The 14686-nt window shown below is 71.0% G+C and carries 14 protein-coding genes; 6 read left to right on the top strand and 8 right to left on the bottom strand.

Features of this window, described 5'->3' with window-relative positions; translation table 11 throughout:
• Positions 1–2: 2 nt before the first annotated feature.
• Positions 3–1502 carry a histidine kinase N-terminal domain-containing protein gene (locus tag F4554_RS08070; RefSeq protein WP_179786810.1) on the bottom strand — a complete coding sequence of 500 codons (1500 nt, stop codon included), beginning with the start codon at positions 1500–1502 and terminating at the stop codon, positions 3–5.
• Between the two features lie 192 nt (positions 1503–1694).
• Here F4554_RS08070 and F4554_RS08065 point away from each other — a divergent pair, with 192 nt between their 5' ends.
• The 5 genes from F4554_RS08065 to F4554_RS08045 all read left to right on the top strand — a co-directional run bounded on the left by F4554_RS08065 (position 1695) and on the right by F4554_RS08045 (position 7657).
• Positions 1695–2603 (top strand): DUF2785 domain-containing protein, encoded by a 909-nt coding sequence (locus F4554_RS08065; protein ID WP_179786809.1) that lies wholly within the window; start codon positions 1695–1697, stop codon positions 2601–2603.
• 254 nt (positions 2604–2857) lie between these two features.
• Complete coding sequence (locus tag F4554_RS08060) at positions 2858–3178, top strand: DUF3311 domain-containing protein (protein ID WP_179786808.1); 321 nt, start codon at positions 2858–2860, stop codon at positions 3176–3178.
• The gene (gene mctP / locus F4554_RS08055; protein ID WP_179786807.1) at positions 3175–4836 is read left to right on the top strand and encodes a monocarboxylate uptake permease MctP; all 1662 of its coding nucleotides are present in this window, start codon (positions 3175–3177) and stop codon (positions 4834–4836) included. Before F4554_RS08060 ends, mctP begins: the two co-directional genes overlap by 4 nt.
• Before the next feature lie 40 nt (positions 4837–4876).
• Positions 4877–6586, top strand: coding sequence for an acetolactate synthase (locus F4554_RS08050; protein WP_179786806.1), 1710 nt, complete (start codon positions 4877–4879; stop codon positions 6584–6586).
• A 72-nt stretch (positions 6587–6658) separates the two neighbouring features.
• On the top strand, positions 6659–7657 hold the full coding sequence (locus tag F4554_RS08045) for a GNAT family N-acetyltransferase (RefSeq protein ID WP_179786805.1): 999 nt from the start codon (positions 6659–6661) through the stop codon (positions 7655–7657).
• A gap of 77 nt (positions 7658–7734) precedes the next feature.
• On the opposite strand, the gene F4554_RS08040 is transcribed toward F4554_RS08045, so the two are convergent.
• From F4554_RS08040 to F4554_RS08030, 3 genes are all read right to left on the bottom strand, one after another.
• Complete coding sequence (locus F4554_RS08040; RefSeq protein ID WP_179786804.1) at positions 7735–7950, bottom strand: biotin/lipoyl-binding carrier protein; 216 nt, start codon at positions 7948–7950, stop codon at positions 7735–7737.
• A gap of 80 nt (positions 7951–8030) precedes the next feature.
• Complete coding sequence (locus tag F4554_RS08035; RefSeq protein WP_202889201.1) at positions 8031–9332, bottom strand: HD domain-containing phosphohydrolase; 1302 nt, start codon at positions 9330–9332, stop codon at positions 8031–8033.
• A complete protein-coding gene (locus F4554_RS08030) occupies positions 9329–10672 on the bottom strand; it encodes an HD-GYP domain-containing protein (RefSeq protein WP_179786803.1) in 1344 nt (447 codons plus the stop codon). The genes F4554_RS08035 and F4554_RS08030 overlap by 4 nt, the downstream gene beginning before the upstream one ends.
• Positions 10673–11723: 1051 nt before the next feature.
• Here F4554_RS08030 and F4554_RS33960 point away from each other — a divergent pair.
• Positions 11724–11798, top strand: coding sequence for a 50S ribosomal protein bL37 (locus F4554_RS33960; RefSeq protein WP_378079813.1), 75 nt, complete (start codon positions 11724–11726; stop codon positions 11796–11798).
• Positions 11799–11969: 171 nt separating this feature from the next.
• Here the strand turns inward: F4554_RS33960 and rsrA are convergent, their stop codons facing one another.
• The 4 genes from rsrA to F4554_RS08010 all read right to left on the bottom strand — a co-directional run bounded on the left by rsrA (position 11970) and on the right by F4554_RS08010 (position 14609).
• Complete coding sequence (rsrA, locus tag F4554_RS08025; protein ID WP_092656572.1) at positions 11970–12257, bottom strand: mycothiol system anti-sigma-R factor; 288 nt, start codon at positions 12255–12257, stop codon at positions 11970–11972.
• Positions 12254–12868, bottom strand: a complete 615-nt coding sequence (locus F4554_RS08020; RefSeq protein WP_092656574.1) for a sigma-70 family RNA polymerase sigma factor — start codon at positions 12866–12868, stop codon at positions 12254–12256. The genes rsrA and F4554_RS08020 overlap by 4 nt, the downstream gene beginning before the upstream one ends.
• Positions 12869–13167: 299 nt before the next feature.
• Entirely contained in the window at positions 13168–13830 is a 663-nt protein-coding gene (locus F4554_RS08015) for an alpha/beta hydrolase family protein (protein ID WP_179786802.1), read from the bottom strand.
• Between the two features lie 29 nt (positions 13831–13859).
• The gene (locus F4554_RS08010) at positions 13860–14609 is read right to left on the bottom strand and encodes an SOS response-associated peptidase family protein (protein ID WP_179786801.1); all 750 of its coding nucleotides are present in this window, start codon (positions 14607–14609) and stop codon (positions 13860–13862) included.
• Between the last annotated feature and the right edge of the window lie 77 nt (positions 14610–14686).

The following is a 14686-nucleotide window of genomic DNA, read 5'->3' as shown; positions in this document are numbered from 1 at the left end:
CGTCAGAGGTGTGCGTGCCGGCCGCGACCGCGCGGCTGCCCCTCGTCGGGAAGATCGACCACCACCCGCGTGCCACTGCCTTCCTCCCGGCCGCCGATCGACAGCACCCCGCCGAGTTCGCTCTCCACCAGGGTGCGGACGATCTGCAGGCCCAGCTGACCGGAGCGCTCCACGTCGAAGTCCGCGGGGAGCCCCTGGCCGTCGTCCTCGACGACGACCCGCAGCCGGCCCGCGGACCGGTCGGCGATCACCTCGACCCGGCCGCCCCGCCGGCCCACCCCGTGCTGGACGGCGTTCTGCGCGACCTCGGTGATCACCATCGCCAACGGCGTCGCCGTCTCCGCGCCGAGCAGACCGAACGACCCGACCCGCCGGGGCACGACCCTGGTCTCCGGAACCGACACCTCGGCCACCATCGCCAGCACCCGGTCGGCCACCTCGTCGAACTCCACGCGTTCCTCGAACGCCGTCGACAGAGTCTCGTGCACGATCGCGATCGTGCCCACCCGCCGGACCGCTTCCTCCAGCGCCTCCCGGCCACCGGCCGCCCCGATGCGGCGAGCCTGCAAGCGGAGCAGGGCCGCCACCGTCTGCAAGTTGTTCTTGACACGGTGGTGGATCTCTCGAATGGTCGCGTCCTTGGTGAGGAGTTCGCGTTCGCGCCGGCGTAGGTCGGTGACGTCGCGAAGCAACACCAGCGCACCCACCTGGGTCGCGTTCGGCACCAACGGGATCACCCGCATGGTGACCACCGCGCCGTTGTTCTCCACCTCGGTCTGGCGGGGCGCGCGACCGGAGATGAGCACCGGGATCGCCTCGTCCACCGGGCGGCGCGACGGCGGCAGCAACCCGGCGGTGATCGTTCCCAGGTGGCAGCCGAGGAGATCGCCGGTCAGGCCGAGCCGGCGATATGCCGACTGCGCGTTGGGACTCGCGTACGTCACGACCCCATCCACGTCGAGCCGGACCAGACCGTCACCCACCCGCGGCGCCGCGTCGAGGTCGGCCCGCTCACCGGGCAACGGAAACCCGCCCTCGCTGATCATCTGCGCGAGATCCGCCGCCGTCTTGAGGTACGTCAGCTCAAGCCGGCTTGGCGTTCGGACCGAGAGCAAGTTCGTGTTGCGGGTGATGACGCCGAGCACCCGGCCGGCGCGCCGCACGGGGATGCTCTCGATCCGGACCGGCACCTCGTCGCGCCATTCCGGGTCGCCCTCCCGGCAGATCCGGCCGTCGTCGTAGGCGGTGTCCAGCAACTGCCGGCGGCCCCGTGGCACGAACGACCCCACCAGGTCGTCGAGGTGGGCGGTCGGCCCGGTCGTCGGGCGCATCTGCGCGCATGCCCAGAAACCCAGCCCCTCCCGGTCGGGAACCCACAGGACGAGATCGGCGAACGACAGGTCCGCGAGCATCTGCCACTCGGCCACCAGCCGGTGCAGCCACTCACGATCGAGCTCGGCGAGCTCGGTGTACTGGCGGACCACGTCATCGAGGGAGGGCACGCCGAGAGCGTAACCGGCGGGTGTACCGGCTCGTCTCCCGAAGCCGGGCCGGCGGTCGCGCGGCTCGGGAGGACACGAGCCGGGCAGCCCGTTTCGGGGCATGCGCTAGTCTCGCCGCCTGCGGCGGTTTGATCACGCCCGCGCGGTCCTCGATAGCACGCGTCGTACGCGTATGTCTGGAAGGATGTCCCCGTGGGGGTTCGGTCAGGTTACTGGGAACACATCCGCGCCAGCGGTTTCAGGCTGCCTGACGACCGCCCCCTCGACGATCTGACCGCCGAGCTCGTGCAGATGCTCGGCGACCCCGACCCGCGGGTCCGCGACGGCATCGCCCGGCCGGTGCTCCTCACCTGGATCGGCGACGGCGTCTACGACGACCTGCTGCCCGGTTTCGGCGACGGGGTGGCCGAGGGGCTGTACACCGGGCTCGGCGACGACGGCACCGACACCGTGTTCCGGCGCGCCGGCTCCGCCAGGTTGCTGGCCGAGGCGGTGCTGCGCGACCAGGTGGCCCGGGTGCTGCACTCCGACGCGATCTTCCGCTGGGGCGACCGGGCGGCGTCGTGGCTCGTCCGCGAACGCGATCTACGCGGGTACGTCGACGGGCGCGGCTGGGCGCATGCGGTCGCCCACGGCGCCGACCTGCTCGCCGCGCTGGCCCGCTCCGAACACTTCGAGAAGCTCGAGCTCACCGTGCTGCTCGACGTGGTGGCCGACCGGCTGCTGACCCCCTCCGGCTACTACTTCCGCAACGGTGAGGACGACCGGCTGGCGTTCGCGGTGATGACCGTGCTCCACCGCAACCTGCTCGACGTCGACGTGCTGGAGCCGTGGGTCGAACGCCTCGCCGCCGCGTTGGCTCCGCCGACGGTCGAGGACGACGAGCCCAGGCCGGAGTGGCCCACCCCGGTCGCCGGCAACACCGGTTCCTTCCTGCGTGCGCTCCACCTCCAGCTCGCGCTCGGAGTCGTCGGTCAGCAGACGCCGCGCGACGTGGCGTTGTTCGGAGCGCCTCCGCACGTACGCGCCGACCTGCTGCTGGTCCTGTTGCGGGTGCTGCGGGCCAGCCGGCCGGGGTTGTTCTCCGCGCCCTCGCGCTGACGTTTCCCGCGCTTCACGTCGACGTCCCACCTGCCTTCACGTCGGCGTCGCACCTGCCTTCACGTCGGCGTCGCACCTGCCTGAACGTCGGCGAACCACACGCCTTCGCACTCACGTTCCCGCGACTTCATGGTCGACGTCAGGGCGCGTCGCGGTCAGAACCCTTTCCCTGAACCGGGCCGGGCACTACTCTCGTCGCGGCTGTCCAGCACGAAGGGGTCGACGGACGGCGTCGTAGGCCGACGGAGGTTGTCATGGTGGCACCAGCAGCACGCGGATCCACACCACTGGTCACACCCACCCGGGTGGTGGTCGCGGTGCTGCTCGCCGCGCCGTTCGTGGGCACGTTGTGGGTGACGTCGTACGCCCGGGTGGAGCCGCGCCTCGGCGCGTTCCCGTTCTTCTACTGGTACCAGATCCTGTGGATCTTCATGTCCGCCCTGTGCACGATCGCGGCCTACCTGCTGGTGCGACGGGAGAACCGCCGGCGCGGCAGCACGACGTCGACCATGACAGCCGGTGACGCCGGCACCGCGACCACGCCGACCGACCGGACCGAAGGCGGTACTCGATGAAACCCGGGATTGACGCCACCGCTCTCGCGGTGGTCGTGGTGTTGTTCGTCGCGGTGACGGTGCTCGGCTTCAAGGCCGCCCGGTGGCAGCGGGGTGATTCGCTGGCCAGCCTGGACGAATGGGGCCTGGGCGGCCGGCGGTTCGGTACGTGGGTGACGTGGTTCCTGCTCGGCGGCGACCTCTACACCGCGTACACCTTCGTCGCCGTGCCGGCGGTGATGTTCGCCTCCGGCGCGCAGGGGTTCTTCGCGGTGCCGTACACGATCATCGTGTATCCGTTGGTGTTTCTGTTCCTGCCGCGGCTGTGGTCGGTGTCGCACCGGCGCGGCTACGTCACCCCGGCCGACTTCGTGCAGGGACGCTTCGGCTCCCGCGCGCTCGCCCTGGCGGTCGCGCTCACCGGCATCCTGGCCACGATGCCCTACATCGCCTTGCAGCTGGTCGGAATCCAGGCCGTGTTCGAGGTGATGGGCCTGGGCGGCTCGGGCAACATCCTGCTCGCCGACGCCCCGCTCTTCCTCGCGTTCGCCGTCCTGGCCGCCTACACCTACTCCTCCGGCCTGCGCGCGCCCGCGCTGATCGCGTTCGTCAAGGACCTCCTGATCTACCTCGTGATCGTGGTGGCCGTCGTCTACATCCCCACCAGGCTGGGCGGTTGGGGCGGCATCTTCGACGCGGCGGAGAAGAAGTTCACCGCCGCCGACGGCGCGGCCGGGCATCCGGCGGACTTCTCCTTCGCCGCGGTCGGCCAGGCCTGGCCGTACGCCACGCTGGCGCTGGGCTCGGCGATGGCGTTGTTCATGTACCCACACGCGATCACCGCCGTCCTGTCGTCGAAGAACCGTTCCGTGCCGCGCCGCAACGCCGCGATCCTGCCGGCGTACTCCTTCCTGCTCGCCCTGCTCGCCCTGCTCGGCTTCATGGCGATCGCGGCCGGGATCAAGCCCGTCGGGCTGAACGGCAAGCCCAACGCGCAACTGTCGGTGCCGATGTTGTTCGACGCGATGTTCCCGAGCTGGTTCGCCGGGGTGGCCTTCGCCGCGGTCGCGATCGGCGCGCTGGTACCCGCCGCGATCATGTCCATCGCCGCGGCCAACCTGTGGACCCGCAACGTCTACAAGGCGTTCCTGCGCCCGGGTGCCAGTCACGCCGCGGAGGCCCGGCAGGCCAAGCTGGTCTCGCTGGTGGTGAAGTTCGGCGCGCTGATCTTCGTGCTGGGCCTGGACAAGAGCTTCGCCATCAACCTGCAGTTGCTCGGCGGCATCTGGATCCTGCAGACCTTCCCCGCCATCGTCTTCGGGCTCTACACCCGGTGGTTCCACCGCTGGGCGCTGTTCGCCGGGTGGGCGGTCGGCATGGCCTACGGCACCTGGACGGCGTACAACATCCCCAACCCGCTCACCGGCGCGCAGCACTTCGGCGGGTCCACCGCCAGCATTCCGCTGCTCGGCGAGAAGGGCTACGTCGCGATGACGGCGTGGGTGCTCAACGTCGTGGTGACCGTGGTCGCGACCCTGGTCCTGCGGGCGCTGAAGGTTCCGAACGGACAGGACCACACCGAGCCCGGCGACTACCTCGCCGACGCCGGCGAGGCGGGTGTGCGGGACGTGGTGACCCCGGGCGCGACCGGAAAGTCCGGCGCGGCCGCGGAGGCGTAACCCGGGCGGGAGAGGACTACCGCACGGTAGGTTTTCGGACATGACCGAGATCGAGCAGGCGGGCTCGGGGGGCTCCGAGAGCTCGGGGGTGCGCGAAGGACACGGAGGCGACCTCGCGGTCGCGGTGGCCCGGGCACACGGTGTCTCCGCGATGTTCACCCTGTCCGGCGCCCACGTCTTCCCGCTGTACGACGCGGCTGTCGGCGGCTCCGAGCGGCCCTCCCCTCCCCCGCTGCGCCTGGTCGACGTCCGGCACGAGCAGACCGCGGTGTTCGCGGCCGAGGCGGTCGGCAAGCTCACCCGCACACCCGGCCTGGCCGTGGTCACCGCCGGTCCGGGTGTCACCAACGCGGTGAGCGCGGTGACCCAGGCCCACCAGGCGGGGGCGCCGTTGGTGCTGCTCGGTGGCCGCGCGCCGACCCAGCGGTGGGGTGCGGGCAGCCTGCAGGAGCTGGACCATCCGCCGTTGCTCGCCCCGGTCACCAAGCTGGCCGCGACCGTACCCACCGTGGACGAGATCGTCCCGGCGGTGGACCAGGCGTTCCGGCTCGCGGGCACGCGGCACCGCGGCCCGGTCTTCCTCGACGTACCCATGGACCAGCTCTACAGCCGCACCTCCGCGTCGGTGCCCGAGGTGGCCGAGCCCGACCTCGGCGAGCCGGACGCGGAGGCAGTCGGCGAGATCGCCAACCTGCTCGCGTCCGCCCAGCGTCCGCTGCTGGTGCTCGGCTCCGACGTCTACCTCGACCGTGCCGACTGCGCCGCTCGCACGCTGGTCGAGGAACTCGAGCTGCCGGTCGTCGTCAACGGCATGGGGCGCGGCATCTTCCCGCCCGGGCACCCGCAGCTGGTGTCCCGGGCCCGATCGACCGCCGTCGGGCGCTGTGACCTGGCCATCGTGGTGGGTACGCCGCTGGACTTCCGGTTGGCGTACGGCTCCTTCGGTGGCCGCGACGGCGCGCCGCCGGCGAAGGTCGTGCACGTCGCCGACGCAGCGGACCAGCTGGCCCGGCACGTACCCCTCGCGGCCGCAGCGGCCGGGCCGTTGCGGGTCACGCTGGCGACCCTGGCCACCGCCTGGGAGCAGGTGCTGCGCCGCCCCGGCTGGACGTCCTGGACCGCCGAGCTGCGGGCGAGTGACCAGGCGGCCCGGGCCCGCGACGCCGCGCTGCTGACCGCGGACGCCGACCCGATCCACCCCGCCCGCGTCTACGGCGAGCTCCGCCGCCAGCTGGCCGAGGACGCCGTGCTCATCGGCGACGGCGGCGACTTCGTGTCGTTCGCCGGGAAGTACGTCGAGCCGGCCCGCCCAGGATGCTGGCTGGATCCCGGGCCGTTCGGCTGTCTCGGAGCGGGCCTCGGCGCGGCGATCGCCGCACGGGTGAGCCGGCCGTCCTCACAGGTCGTGCTGCTGCTCGGCGACGGCGCCGCCGGGATGTCGCTGCTCGACGTCGACACGCTCGTACGACACCGGCTGCCGGTCGTGATGGTCGTCGGCAACAACGGCTGCTGGGGGCTGGAGAAGCACCCCATGCGGATGCTGTACGGCTACGACGTCGCCACCGACCTGGCGCCGGCCACCCGCTACGACGAGGTGGCGCGCGCCCTGGGCGGGGCCGGCGAGACGGTCACCCGCCCGGACGACATCGGCCCGGCACTGCGCCGGGCGTTCGACTCCGGTGTGCCGTACCTCCTCAACGTGCTCACCGACCCCGAGATCGTCTACCCGAGGGCCACCTTCGGCGTCTGAGCGGCCGCCGGGGCACCCCGGGCGGTCCTGCCGGTCTGGTTGGCTGTCGGTTGCCTCGGCTATAACGGACGGATGCTTGTCCGCGACGCCCGCCCGAGCGAGTACGACGCCGTGAGCCGCCTGCTGGGCGAGGTCTACGGCGGCGAGCAGTTGGTCCATCCCAACTACCTCCCTGCCCTGGGCGACACCCGAAGCCGCGCCGAGGACCCCGCGACGGACGTGCTCGTCGCGGTCGACGCCGGCCGGGTGGTCGGCACCGCCACGCTCACCCTGCCCGGCACGCGCTGGACCGAGGATCCGCCCGAGGAGGCAATGCTGCGGATGCTCGCGGTCGCTCCGGAGGCGCGTCGCGGAGGCGTCGGCACCGCGCTGATCGAGGAGTGCGCCGCGCGAGCCCGGCTGGCCGGGGAGGCCACCCTCGCGTTGTCGACCACCGATTCCATGGTCGAGGCCCAGCGCCGCTACGCACGCCTCGGCTTCGTGCGGGTGCCCGAGCGCGACTGGGTGACGATGTCGGGCGAGCCCCTGCGTGGCTACGTCCGCTCACTGCCGTCGGCGCCGGCGATCCGGGAGGCCCGTCCGGAGGAATACTCCGCTGCCGGGCAGGTGACGCTGGTGGCCTACCAGCGCGGCGGCCTGCTGGCCGGCACCGACGACTACGCCGAGACGCTGCTCGACACCAAGCGGCGGGCGCTCGAGGCGTCGCTGCTGGTGGCCGTCGACGAGTCCGGCGGAGTGGTCATCGGCGAGGCCGAGGGCACGGTGCTGGGCACGGCGACGTACTGTCCGCCCGGGTCGCCCTACCACGAGCTGAGCGGGCCGGGTGAGGGAGAGTTCCGGATGCTCGCGGTGGCGCCGGCCGCCCAGGGCCGTGGCGTCGGCGAGCTCCTCGTCCGTACGATCCTGCGGCGGGCCCACGCGGACGGCCACCACGCGGTGGTGCTGTCGACGACGGCGGGCGCACACCGAGCACACCGGCTGTACGAACGCCTCGGCTTCGACCGGGTGCCGGACCGCGACTGGCAGCCCGTGCCGGGTCTCACCCTGCTCGCCTACCGCCGCGAGATCTGACCGGGAGGCCATCGGACCGCGTGCTCAGGGCCGCGGGTTCGCGACAACGCCTGGCCTGCCCCAGGGCGTGTTGCGCCCTAGTCGAGTACGACGAGCAGGTCGCCTTCCTGGACGACCTCGCCCGGCTTCACGGTGACCTCGCGCACCCGGCCGGCGTGCTCGGCGAGGACGGGAATCTCCATCTTCATCGACTCCAGCACCAGCAGCATCTGCCCCGCCTGTACGGGGTCGCCGGACTGCACCGCGACCTCGAAGACGTTGGCGACCATCTCCGCCCTGACCTGCTCGGCCACAGCCTCTCCTTCCCCTGGACCGCCCGCCATCCAATCACGCCGAGCGCGGCCGGCAACGTCATCTGCCGGTCGCCACGCCGTCAGCGGGGAGCCGGCGTCACCCGGTCCAGGACCCTCGCCAGCGAGGCGACGACCCGCGGGTCGTACTCGTAGGCCATCCCGAGCCTGAGCCCTTCCAGGGCCTCCAGCCGCGCGTCCTCGCTGGTGGCCCGGCCCACCATGTCGTCGTAGGCGTTGACGACCTTGATGATCCGGCTCTCCTGCGGCACGGTCGGGTCGTCGGGCAGGTGCGGGCGGCGGTACGGCTCGGACTGGGCCTCCACCACCTCCGCGACGTCCTCCAGGACGCCGGCCTGTCGGACGACCTGCGCGCCGAAGGTCGCGATTCGCCGGCGCTCGTCCGGGGTCACCAGCACGGTCGCGCCGCCGGGGATCGCGTCGACGAGGGAGAGCTGGCCGAGGTCGTGCATGAGGGCGGCGTACTGCAGCACCCGCATCCGGCGTTCGGGCAGACCGAGGTCGCGGCCGATGGCGAGGGCGAGTTCGGTGACCCGGCGGGCGTGGCCGGTGTCGGTGTAGCCGCCGACCTCGGTGGCCCGCGACAGCGCCTGGATGGTCTGCACCTGCGTACGCCTGATCGCGGCGTACCGGCGGAAGGACAGCTGGGCCAGCAGCAGCGGGATGGTGACCAGCGGCAGACCCCACAGGCCGACCTCCCAGGTGGCCAGCGGGATGAGTACACCGGTGGAGGCGATCGCCGCGCCGATGCCGAAGAACGCGCCGAGCTCGTTGCGCAGCAGCGCCCGGAACGGCCCCCACTGCTGGCTGGCCGCGACCCCGGCGGCCAGCACCGCCTCCAGCGGCCAGGCGACCAGGCCCACGATCACCGTGAGCAGGACGTAGTCGGAGGGGACATGGCTGTCGAACGCGGCGAACAGGTCGTTGTCGAGGACCAGCGGACGGAACAGCAGGGCGACACCGGCCACCACGAGCACCCGCCGGGCGATGCCCTCCAGCTCGGCCGACCGGCCGGCGAGCACGTGTGGAAGCGCGCCCGCGAGCATCCCGCCGGAGGTCACCGCGACGGTCTGCAGGATCGAGTGGGACGCCCGTCCCTCGGTGGGCAGATGACTGAGCAGGGCGTACCCCAGTGCCGTGGCCAGCCCGATCGGCGCCTGCACCCGGTCGTCGGGCAGCCGCAACCGCACCATTTCCCCGACCGCGACGAGGCACCCGAACACGCCCGCGACCGCCGGCGCCGCGACACCGCGCATGGCGGTCTCGACCACCGCGACCAGCACCAGGACACCGGCGCACACCGACAGCAGGACCGAGCCGTCCAGTCGCGGGTGGGAGCGGTACGGCGCCAGCGTGCCGCTCACGGGGCCGCCTCGGCCGAGCCCTCGACCTGGGGCGGATGCACCGGGTCGTCGTGGTCGAAGACGACCTTCTGCTCGGCCGCGGGCACCGGCTGCACCGGCTGCGCAGGCGCGGGCTGCCACCCTTCGCGCTCGACGGCGGTGACGAACTGGTCGACAAGCTCGGGGTCGAAGTGGCTCCCGCGACAGCGCTGAAGCTCGTCCAGTGCCTCCGGGACCGGGCGGGCGGCGCGATAGGAACGCACGCTGGTCATGCAGTCGAAGGCGTCGGAGATCGACAGCACCCGGGCGAACACCGGGATGTCGCCGGCCCGCAGCCCGGAGGGATAGCCGGTCCCGTCGTAGCGCTCGTGGTGGTGCATGATCCCGGCCCGGGCGTCTTCCAGGAACGCGATGTCGCCGACCACCTCGACGCCGTGCAGCGGGTGCTTCTTGATGGCCTCGAACTCCTCCTCGGTGAGCCGGCCGTCCTTCTGCAGAACCCGGGTGGGTACGCCGATCTTGCCGACGTCGTGCAGCAGGCCGGCCTCGGCCACGGCGTCCAGACGGTCGCCGTCCCAGCCGACCTGGGTGCCGAGCATCCGCGCGGCCCGTGCGACCCGCTCACCGTGGCCACGGGTGTAGAGGTCCTTGGTCTCGATCGCCTGGGCGAGTGCCTGCAGCGTGGACTGGTGGGACTTCTGCTCCGCGGCGTACTGCGCGAACGCCCACCGCGCGACCAGCAACGGCACCAGCAGCAGCAGACCGGCGAACGGGCCGAGCTGGCCGAGCCACAGCACGGCGAGCAGCAGGCCGAGGTAGGAGTAGCCGAGGAAGGAGAGGAAGACCTCGAGGAAGTTGGCGCGGAGTACGCGCACGGGCGCCCGGCCGCCGTCGAGCCAGAGAACTCCCATCAGCAGGGCGGCATTCGCCACGTGGTAGGCGACGATGGCCAGCGTGATCGGAAACAGGATCTGGGGGAACGAGCTACGGGCCAGCGCGCCGACCTCACCGCCCAGCGCGACGTAGGTGGCACCGCCGAGGAAGGTACAGACGACGTTCTGGGCGACGTTGTAGGTCCGCTTGTAGAGGGAGGTCTGTTGCCTGGTGGCGAACAAGGCGCCGATCAGCGCGGGAGCGCCCCACATTCCGAGGACCGGGTAGGTCGCCACCGCCACCACCGACGTGAGCGACACGTCGACATTACGGCCGAGCGGCGCCTTCAGCTGCACGGTCAGCAGAACCAGAGCGGCGAACCACGCGATGTCTGTCGGCCGCGAGACGTTGACGATCGAAATGACCGAGACCGAGGCAGCGACCACGCACAACCCCAGAACGTAAGCCCGGGTGGACCGACTCGGCATGGATGACCACTCTTCCTGACCGGCTGCGGTGCAGCTTAGCCGCAGTGGCAACCATCATCACGCCCACTCCCAGCCGCTCCAGTTCATGATGTCGCCTCCTCCTCAGGTATCAGCAAGGTTTCCGGAACCGCCTCCTGCCAGTTGCAGGCAGTCATCCCCGGCGGGCAGGTCTCCTTCGGCCGGGGTAACAGGCCGTGTCGTCTGGCGAAGGCACTTGCGTACTTCGAAGGTTCAGGTCATGCACGCGTGCGTGGTGGCCTCTGACCGAGTTGCTCGGCCGGGCCCACGGTCAGCTCCACTCCCAGCCGCGCCTGGCAGCCGGTGTGCTGGTGTGAACGACGTTCATAAGCCTGCCTTCCTTCGAGTGATGACGTGGGGCGAATCGACAAGGACCGGGGAAGCCAACACGGAGAGCTACATCAGGGGCGGATGCCTGCTGGCAAGATGATCACTTTCTGCCACCGAAACATCACCTCGGTCGGGGCTCCGCTGCTCGCTCGTAACCCGGCGAGGACGAGTCAACGGGGAAAGATCAGCGCGGTCAACTCCGTACTGGAGCCGCAACTCCGAAGAGTGATAATTACTCTTCGTAAGTACTCATGGGTAGGCTTTTGGCTGCAGAATCGCCCAAAGCGTCCTACCCACGAGGGAATTGGTCACGCTTCGTTCACGTGGTCAGACCGAGAATCCGGCAGATCACCCGACCGAAATCACACAGCGTCAACAGCGCCACGAGGCGTACACGGGTGCCAACAGGCTCGGAGTCGGCCGGCGTCGGGCCGCTCGTCGGCCCGGCAGGTGTCGCTCCATCGGACGATCGAGCGTCGATCACTGTGCGTGTTCGATGGTGAGTGGATCTCTGTCCTGCGAGCCATCCTGGCCGCGAAAATTTTCTACGCAGAGTCACAGGTTTTTTGACGCCCGCCCCTTCAGTTCGGCGCCGTCGGCCGGATGCCCTGCCGGAGGGAATCGGGGCTCGTGGGAAGATGCCGGGGCGTACGAACGCCTCGGCGCACCGTACGCGACACATGGACCACGAGAGGGTGACGAGATGGCGAAGAACGGAAGGCGACGTCGGGCCCGGCGCAAGAAGGCCGCCAACCACGGCAAGCGCCCCAACACCTGAGCCGCCGCCAGAGCGAGCCGGCCAGGCCACCAGGGTCTGGGCGCACCTCTGCGGCAGCCCTGGAAAGCGAACGGACCCCACCGCCGATGGCGGGGGGTCCGTCTTCGTCTCCGGCAAACCTGGAGAGCTCGGGTTCTCCGGCGTACCGGACTCGCGCGGGATCGCCGGGACTCAGCCAGCCGGCGGCCCGGAGTCCTCGCTGATCTCCACGTGCACCGCGCGGATGCGCAGAAGCACCTTCTGCCTAAGGTCGCTCGGCGGCTTGTCCTGACCGCAGGAGCGGGCCACCAGGGACTTCACCAGGCCTTCGAGGTCGTACTTCTGCAGACACGGTGCGCACTCGTCCAGGTGCCGCTGGATCTGCGAACAGTCCGCGTCCTCCATCTCCCGGTCGAGGAAGAGGAAGACCCGCTCCAGGACCTCCGAACAGTCGGTCTCGTGGGGCTTGCCGCAGCTCATGCGTCCTCGCCACCCTTCGCGTCCGCCGCCGGCACCAGCCCGCGTCCGCGGGCGTAGTCCTGCAGCAGCTCACGCAACTGGCGCCTGCCCCGGTGGAGCCGGGACATCACGGTGCCGATCGGTGTTCCCATGATGTCGGCGATCTCCTTGTAGGAGAAGCCCTCCACGTCGGCGAGATAGACGGCCATCCGGAAGTCGTCGGGCACCTGCTGCAAGGCCTCCTTGACGTCGGAGTCGGGCAGGTGCTCCAGCGCCTCCGCCTCGGCGGACTTGAGCCCGGCCGAGGTGTGCGACTCCGCGCGCGCGATCTGCCAGTCCTCGATCTCCTCGGTGGCGGCGCGCTGCGGCTCCCGCTGACGCTTGCGGTAGCTGTTGATGAAGGTGTTGGTCAGGATGCGGTACAGCCACGCCTTGAGGTTGGTTCCCTCGCTGAACTGGTGGAACGAGGAGTACGCCTTGGCGAAGGTCTCCTGCACAAGGTCATCCGCGTCCGCCGGGTTGCGGGTCATCCGCAGGGCAGCGTTGTACAGCTGATCCAGGAAGGGCAGCGCATCCCGCTCGAATCGGGCGCTCCGCTCCTCCGGCGTCTCGGCGTTCACGGCAGCTGTCATCGCCCGCGAGGATAGCCCCACCGAGGAGGAGCCGTCTTCGGGAGTCCACTCACGCCACGCCGCCACCGCCTCCGGCGGCTGGGCGGAGGGCGACGGGCGGTTCTGGCACGCGGCAACCACAAGGCCTCCTTCGCGACGGCGCCCGTCACTCGCGCGGCGCCGTCCGAGACCGAAAACACTCCCCGGCCCGCCGGAATTCCCGGTCGCCGGGAGGAACCCTCCCAGACCTCGCGGGTCGGACACCCGGGTCGGAAGCCCGCTCGGCGGAAGCCGTTCGGCCGAACGTCCCGCGGCCCGGCTCACGACTGCGGCAGCTCGGCCCCGGTCGTCCTGGCGATCCAGGCCAGCGTGGACTCGGCGACCAGGGTGAGCGCCTCCTCCTGGGTGACCAGGGCCGAGCGCGGCACCACGAAGCTGTGGTCGGCGCCCGGCACGGCCACCACCTTCTGCTCCTTCAGCCCCCTCGGCATGTTCCTCGGCCCGCCGAACGCGTCCCGCTCCCCCTGGATGACGAGCGTGGGCACTCCGGCGTGGCGGAGCTCGTCGGCGCGGGACCTGTCGGGACGGCCCGGCGGATGCAGCGGGAACGCCAGCGCCAGGCAGCCGACGGCGCCGAGCCTTCGGGCGGTCCGGCAGGCGACCCTGGCGCCCGCGCTGCGTCCGCCCACGATCAGGGGTGTCCGGGTGCGCATGCTGTTCAGCGCGGCGATCCAGGCCACGTCCAGCTTCTCCGGCGGAGACGCGATCTTTCGGCCGGCCACCCGCCAGGGCTGCTCGACGCGGATCACGGTCACTTCGTACTCGGGCAGCGCCTCGGCCAGCACCGCGAGATCCCAGGCGTCCACCCCGCCGCCGGCGCCGTGCCCTAGGACCAGCGTTACGGCCGTCCGGCGGCCCCGGTTGTAGATCAGGCGGGCGGGACCTTCCGGGGTCTCCACCACGCGTTCGCTCACGGTGTTCATGACGTCCTTATCCGCAGGGTGAACACACCCTAACGGGGGTCCGCCACGTCGCCCGCCTCTTCCGCCGGCAGCGGATCGAGCAGCTGCGGGCCGTTGTTACGGACGTTGTTGACCGCGGTCGAGACGGGGTACGCGTCCAGCCGTCCGGGCGCCGCGGGCACCAGGACCGAACGCAGTTGGTCGGCGTCGCCTCGGCGCGGGTCCAGCCAGGTGGAGTACTCCGCGGGCTCGACCAGCAGCGGCATCCGGTCGTGGATCCGGCCCAGCTCGTCCTCGGCGGTGGTGGTGAGCACCGTGCACGTCCACACGAACCGGTCGGGGTCGTCCTCGTTCTTGTCCGGGTCGCGCCAGATCTCGTACAGACCGGCCATTGCCAGCACGCCGCCGTCGCTGCGGTGGATGAAGAACGGCTGCTTGTGGCCCTTCTTCTCGCCGTACCACTCGTAGTAGCCGTCTGCGGGCACCAGGCACCGGCGGGACGCGAACGCCTTGCGGAACGCGGGCTTCTCCGCCGCGGTCTCCAGCCGAGCGTTGATCAGCCGGTTGCCGATCTTCGGGTCCTTCGCCCAGAACGGGATCAGGCCCCAGCGGACCGTACGGAGATGGCGTTCGAGCCCGGCGTCGTCGCCCTTGCCCGGCGGACGGTCCACCACGACCGCCACCTGCTTGGTGGGTGCGACGTTGAAGTCGGCCAGCTTCTCCCGCACGTCGACCTGGGTGACCTCGAACTCGCGGGCGAGATCCTCAGGGTCCCGGCTCAGCGAGTATCTTCCGCACACACCGACCACCTCCCGTGACCGGTCCGGGTGGACCGGCGCCGGCCCCCATTCTTCTGACACCCCGGCGGGGTGCCAAA

This window comes from Actinopolymorpha rutila (genome assembly GCF_013407855.1).
Taxonomy (GTDB): Bacteria; Actinomycetota; Actinomycetes; order Propionibacteriales; family Actinopolymorphaceae; genus Actinopolymorpha; species Actinopolymorpha rutila.
Note: the sequence above shows the minus strand (reverse complement) of the source record. Positions and strands in the feature narration are given on the sequence as shown.

Bases quoted from the DNA above. Each gene is read 5' to 3' on its own strand.
- F4554_RS08060 (WP_179786808.1), top strand. From the start codon at position 2,858: ATGGTGGCACCAGCAGCACGCGGATCCACACCACTGGTCACACCCACC.
- mctP (WP_179786807.1), top strand. From the start codon at position 3,175: ATGAAACCCGGGATTGACGCCACCGCTCTCGCGGTGGTCGTGGTGTTG.
- F4554_RS08050 (WP_179786806.1), top strand. From the start codon at position 4,877: ATGACCGAGATCGAGCAGGCGGGCTCGGGGGGCTCCGAGAGCTCGGGG.
- F4554_RS08045 (WP_179786805.1), top strand. From the start codon at position 6,659: ATGCTTGTCCGCGACGCCCGCCCGAGCGAGTACGACGCCGTGAGCCGC.
- F4554_RS08030 (WP_179786803.1), bottom strand. From the start codon at position 10,672: ATGCCGAGTCGGTCCACCCGGGCTTACGTTCTGGGGTTGTGCGTGGTC.
- rsrA (WP_092656572.1), bottom strand. From the start codon at position 12,257: ATGAGCTGCGGCAAGCCCCACGAGACCGACTGTTCGGAGGTCCTGGAG.
- F4554_RS08020 (WP_092656574.1), bottom strand. From the start codon at position 12,868: ATGACAGCTGCCGTGAACGCCGAGACGCCGGAGGAGCGGAGCGCCCGA.
- F4554_RS08015 (WP_179786802.1), bottom strand. From the start codon at position 13,830: ATGAACACCGTGAGCGAACGCGTGGTGGAGACCCCGGAAGGTCCCGCC.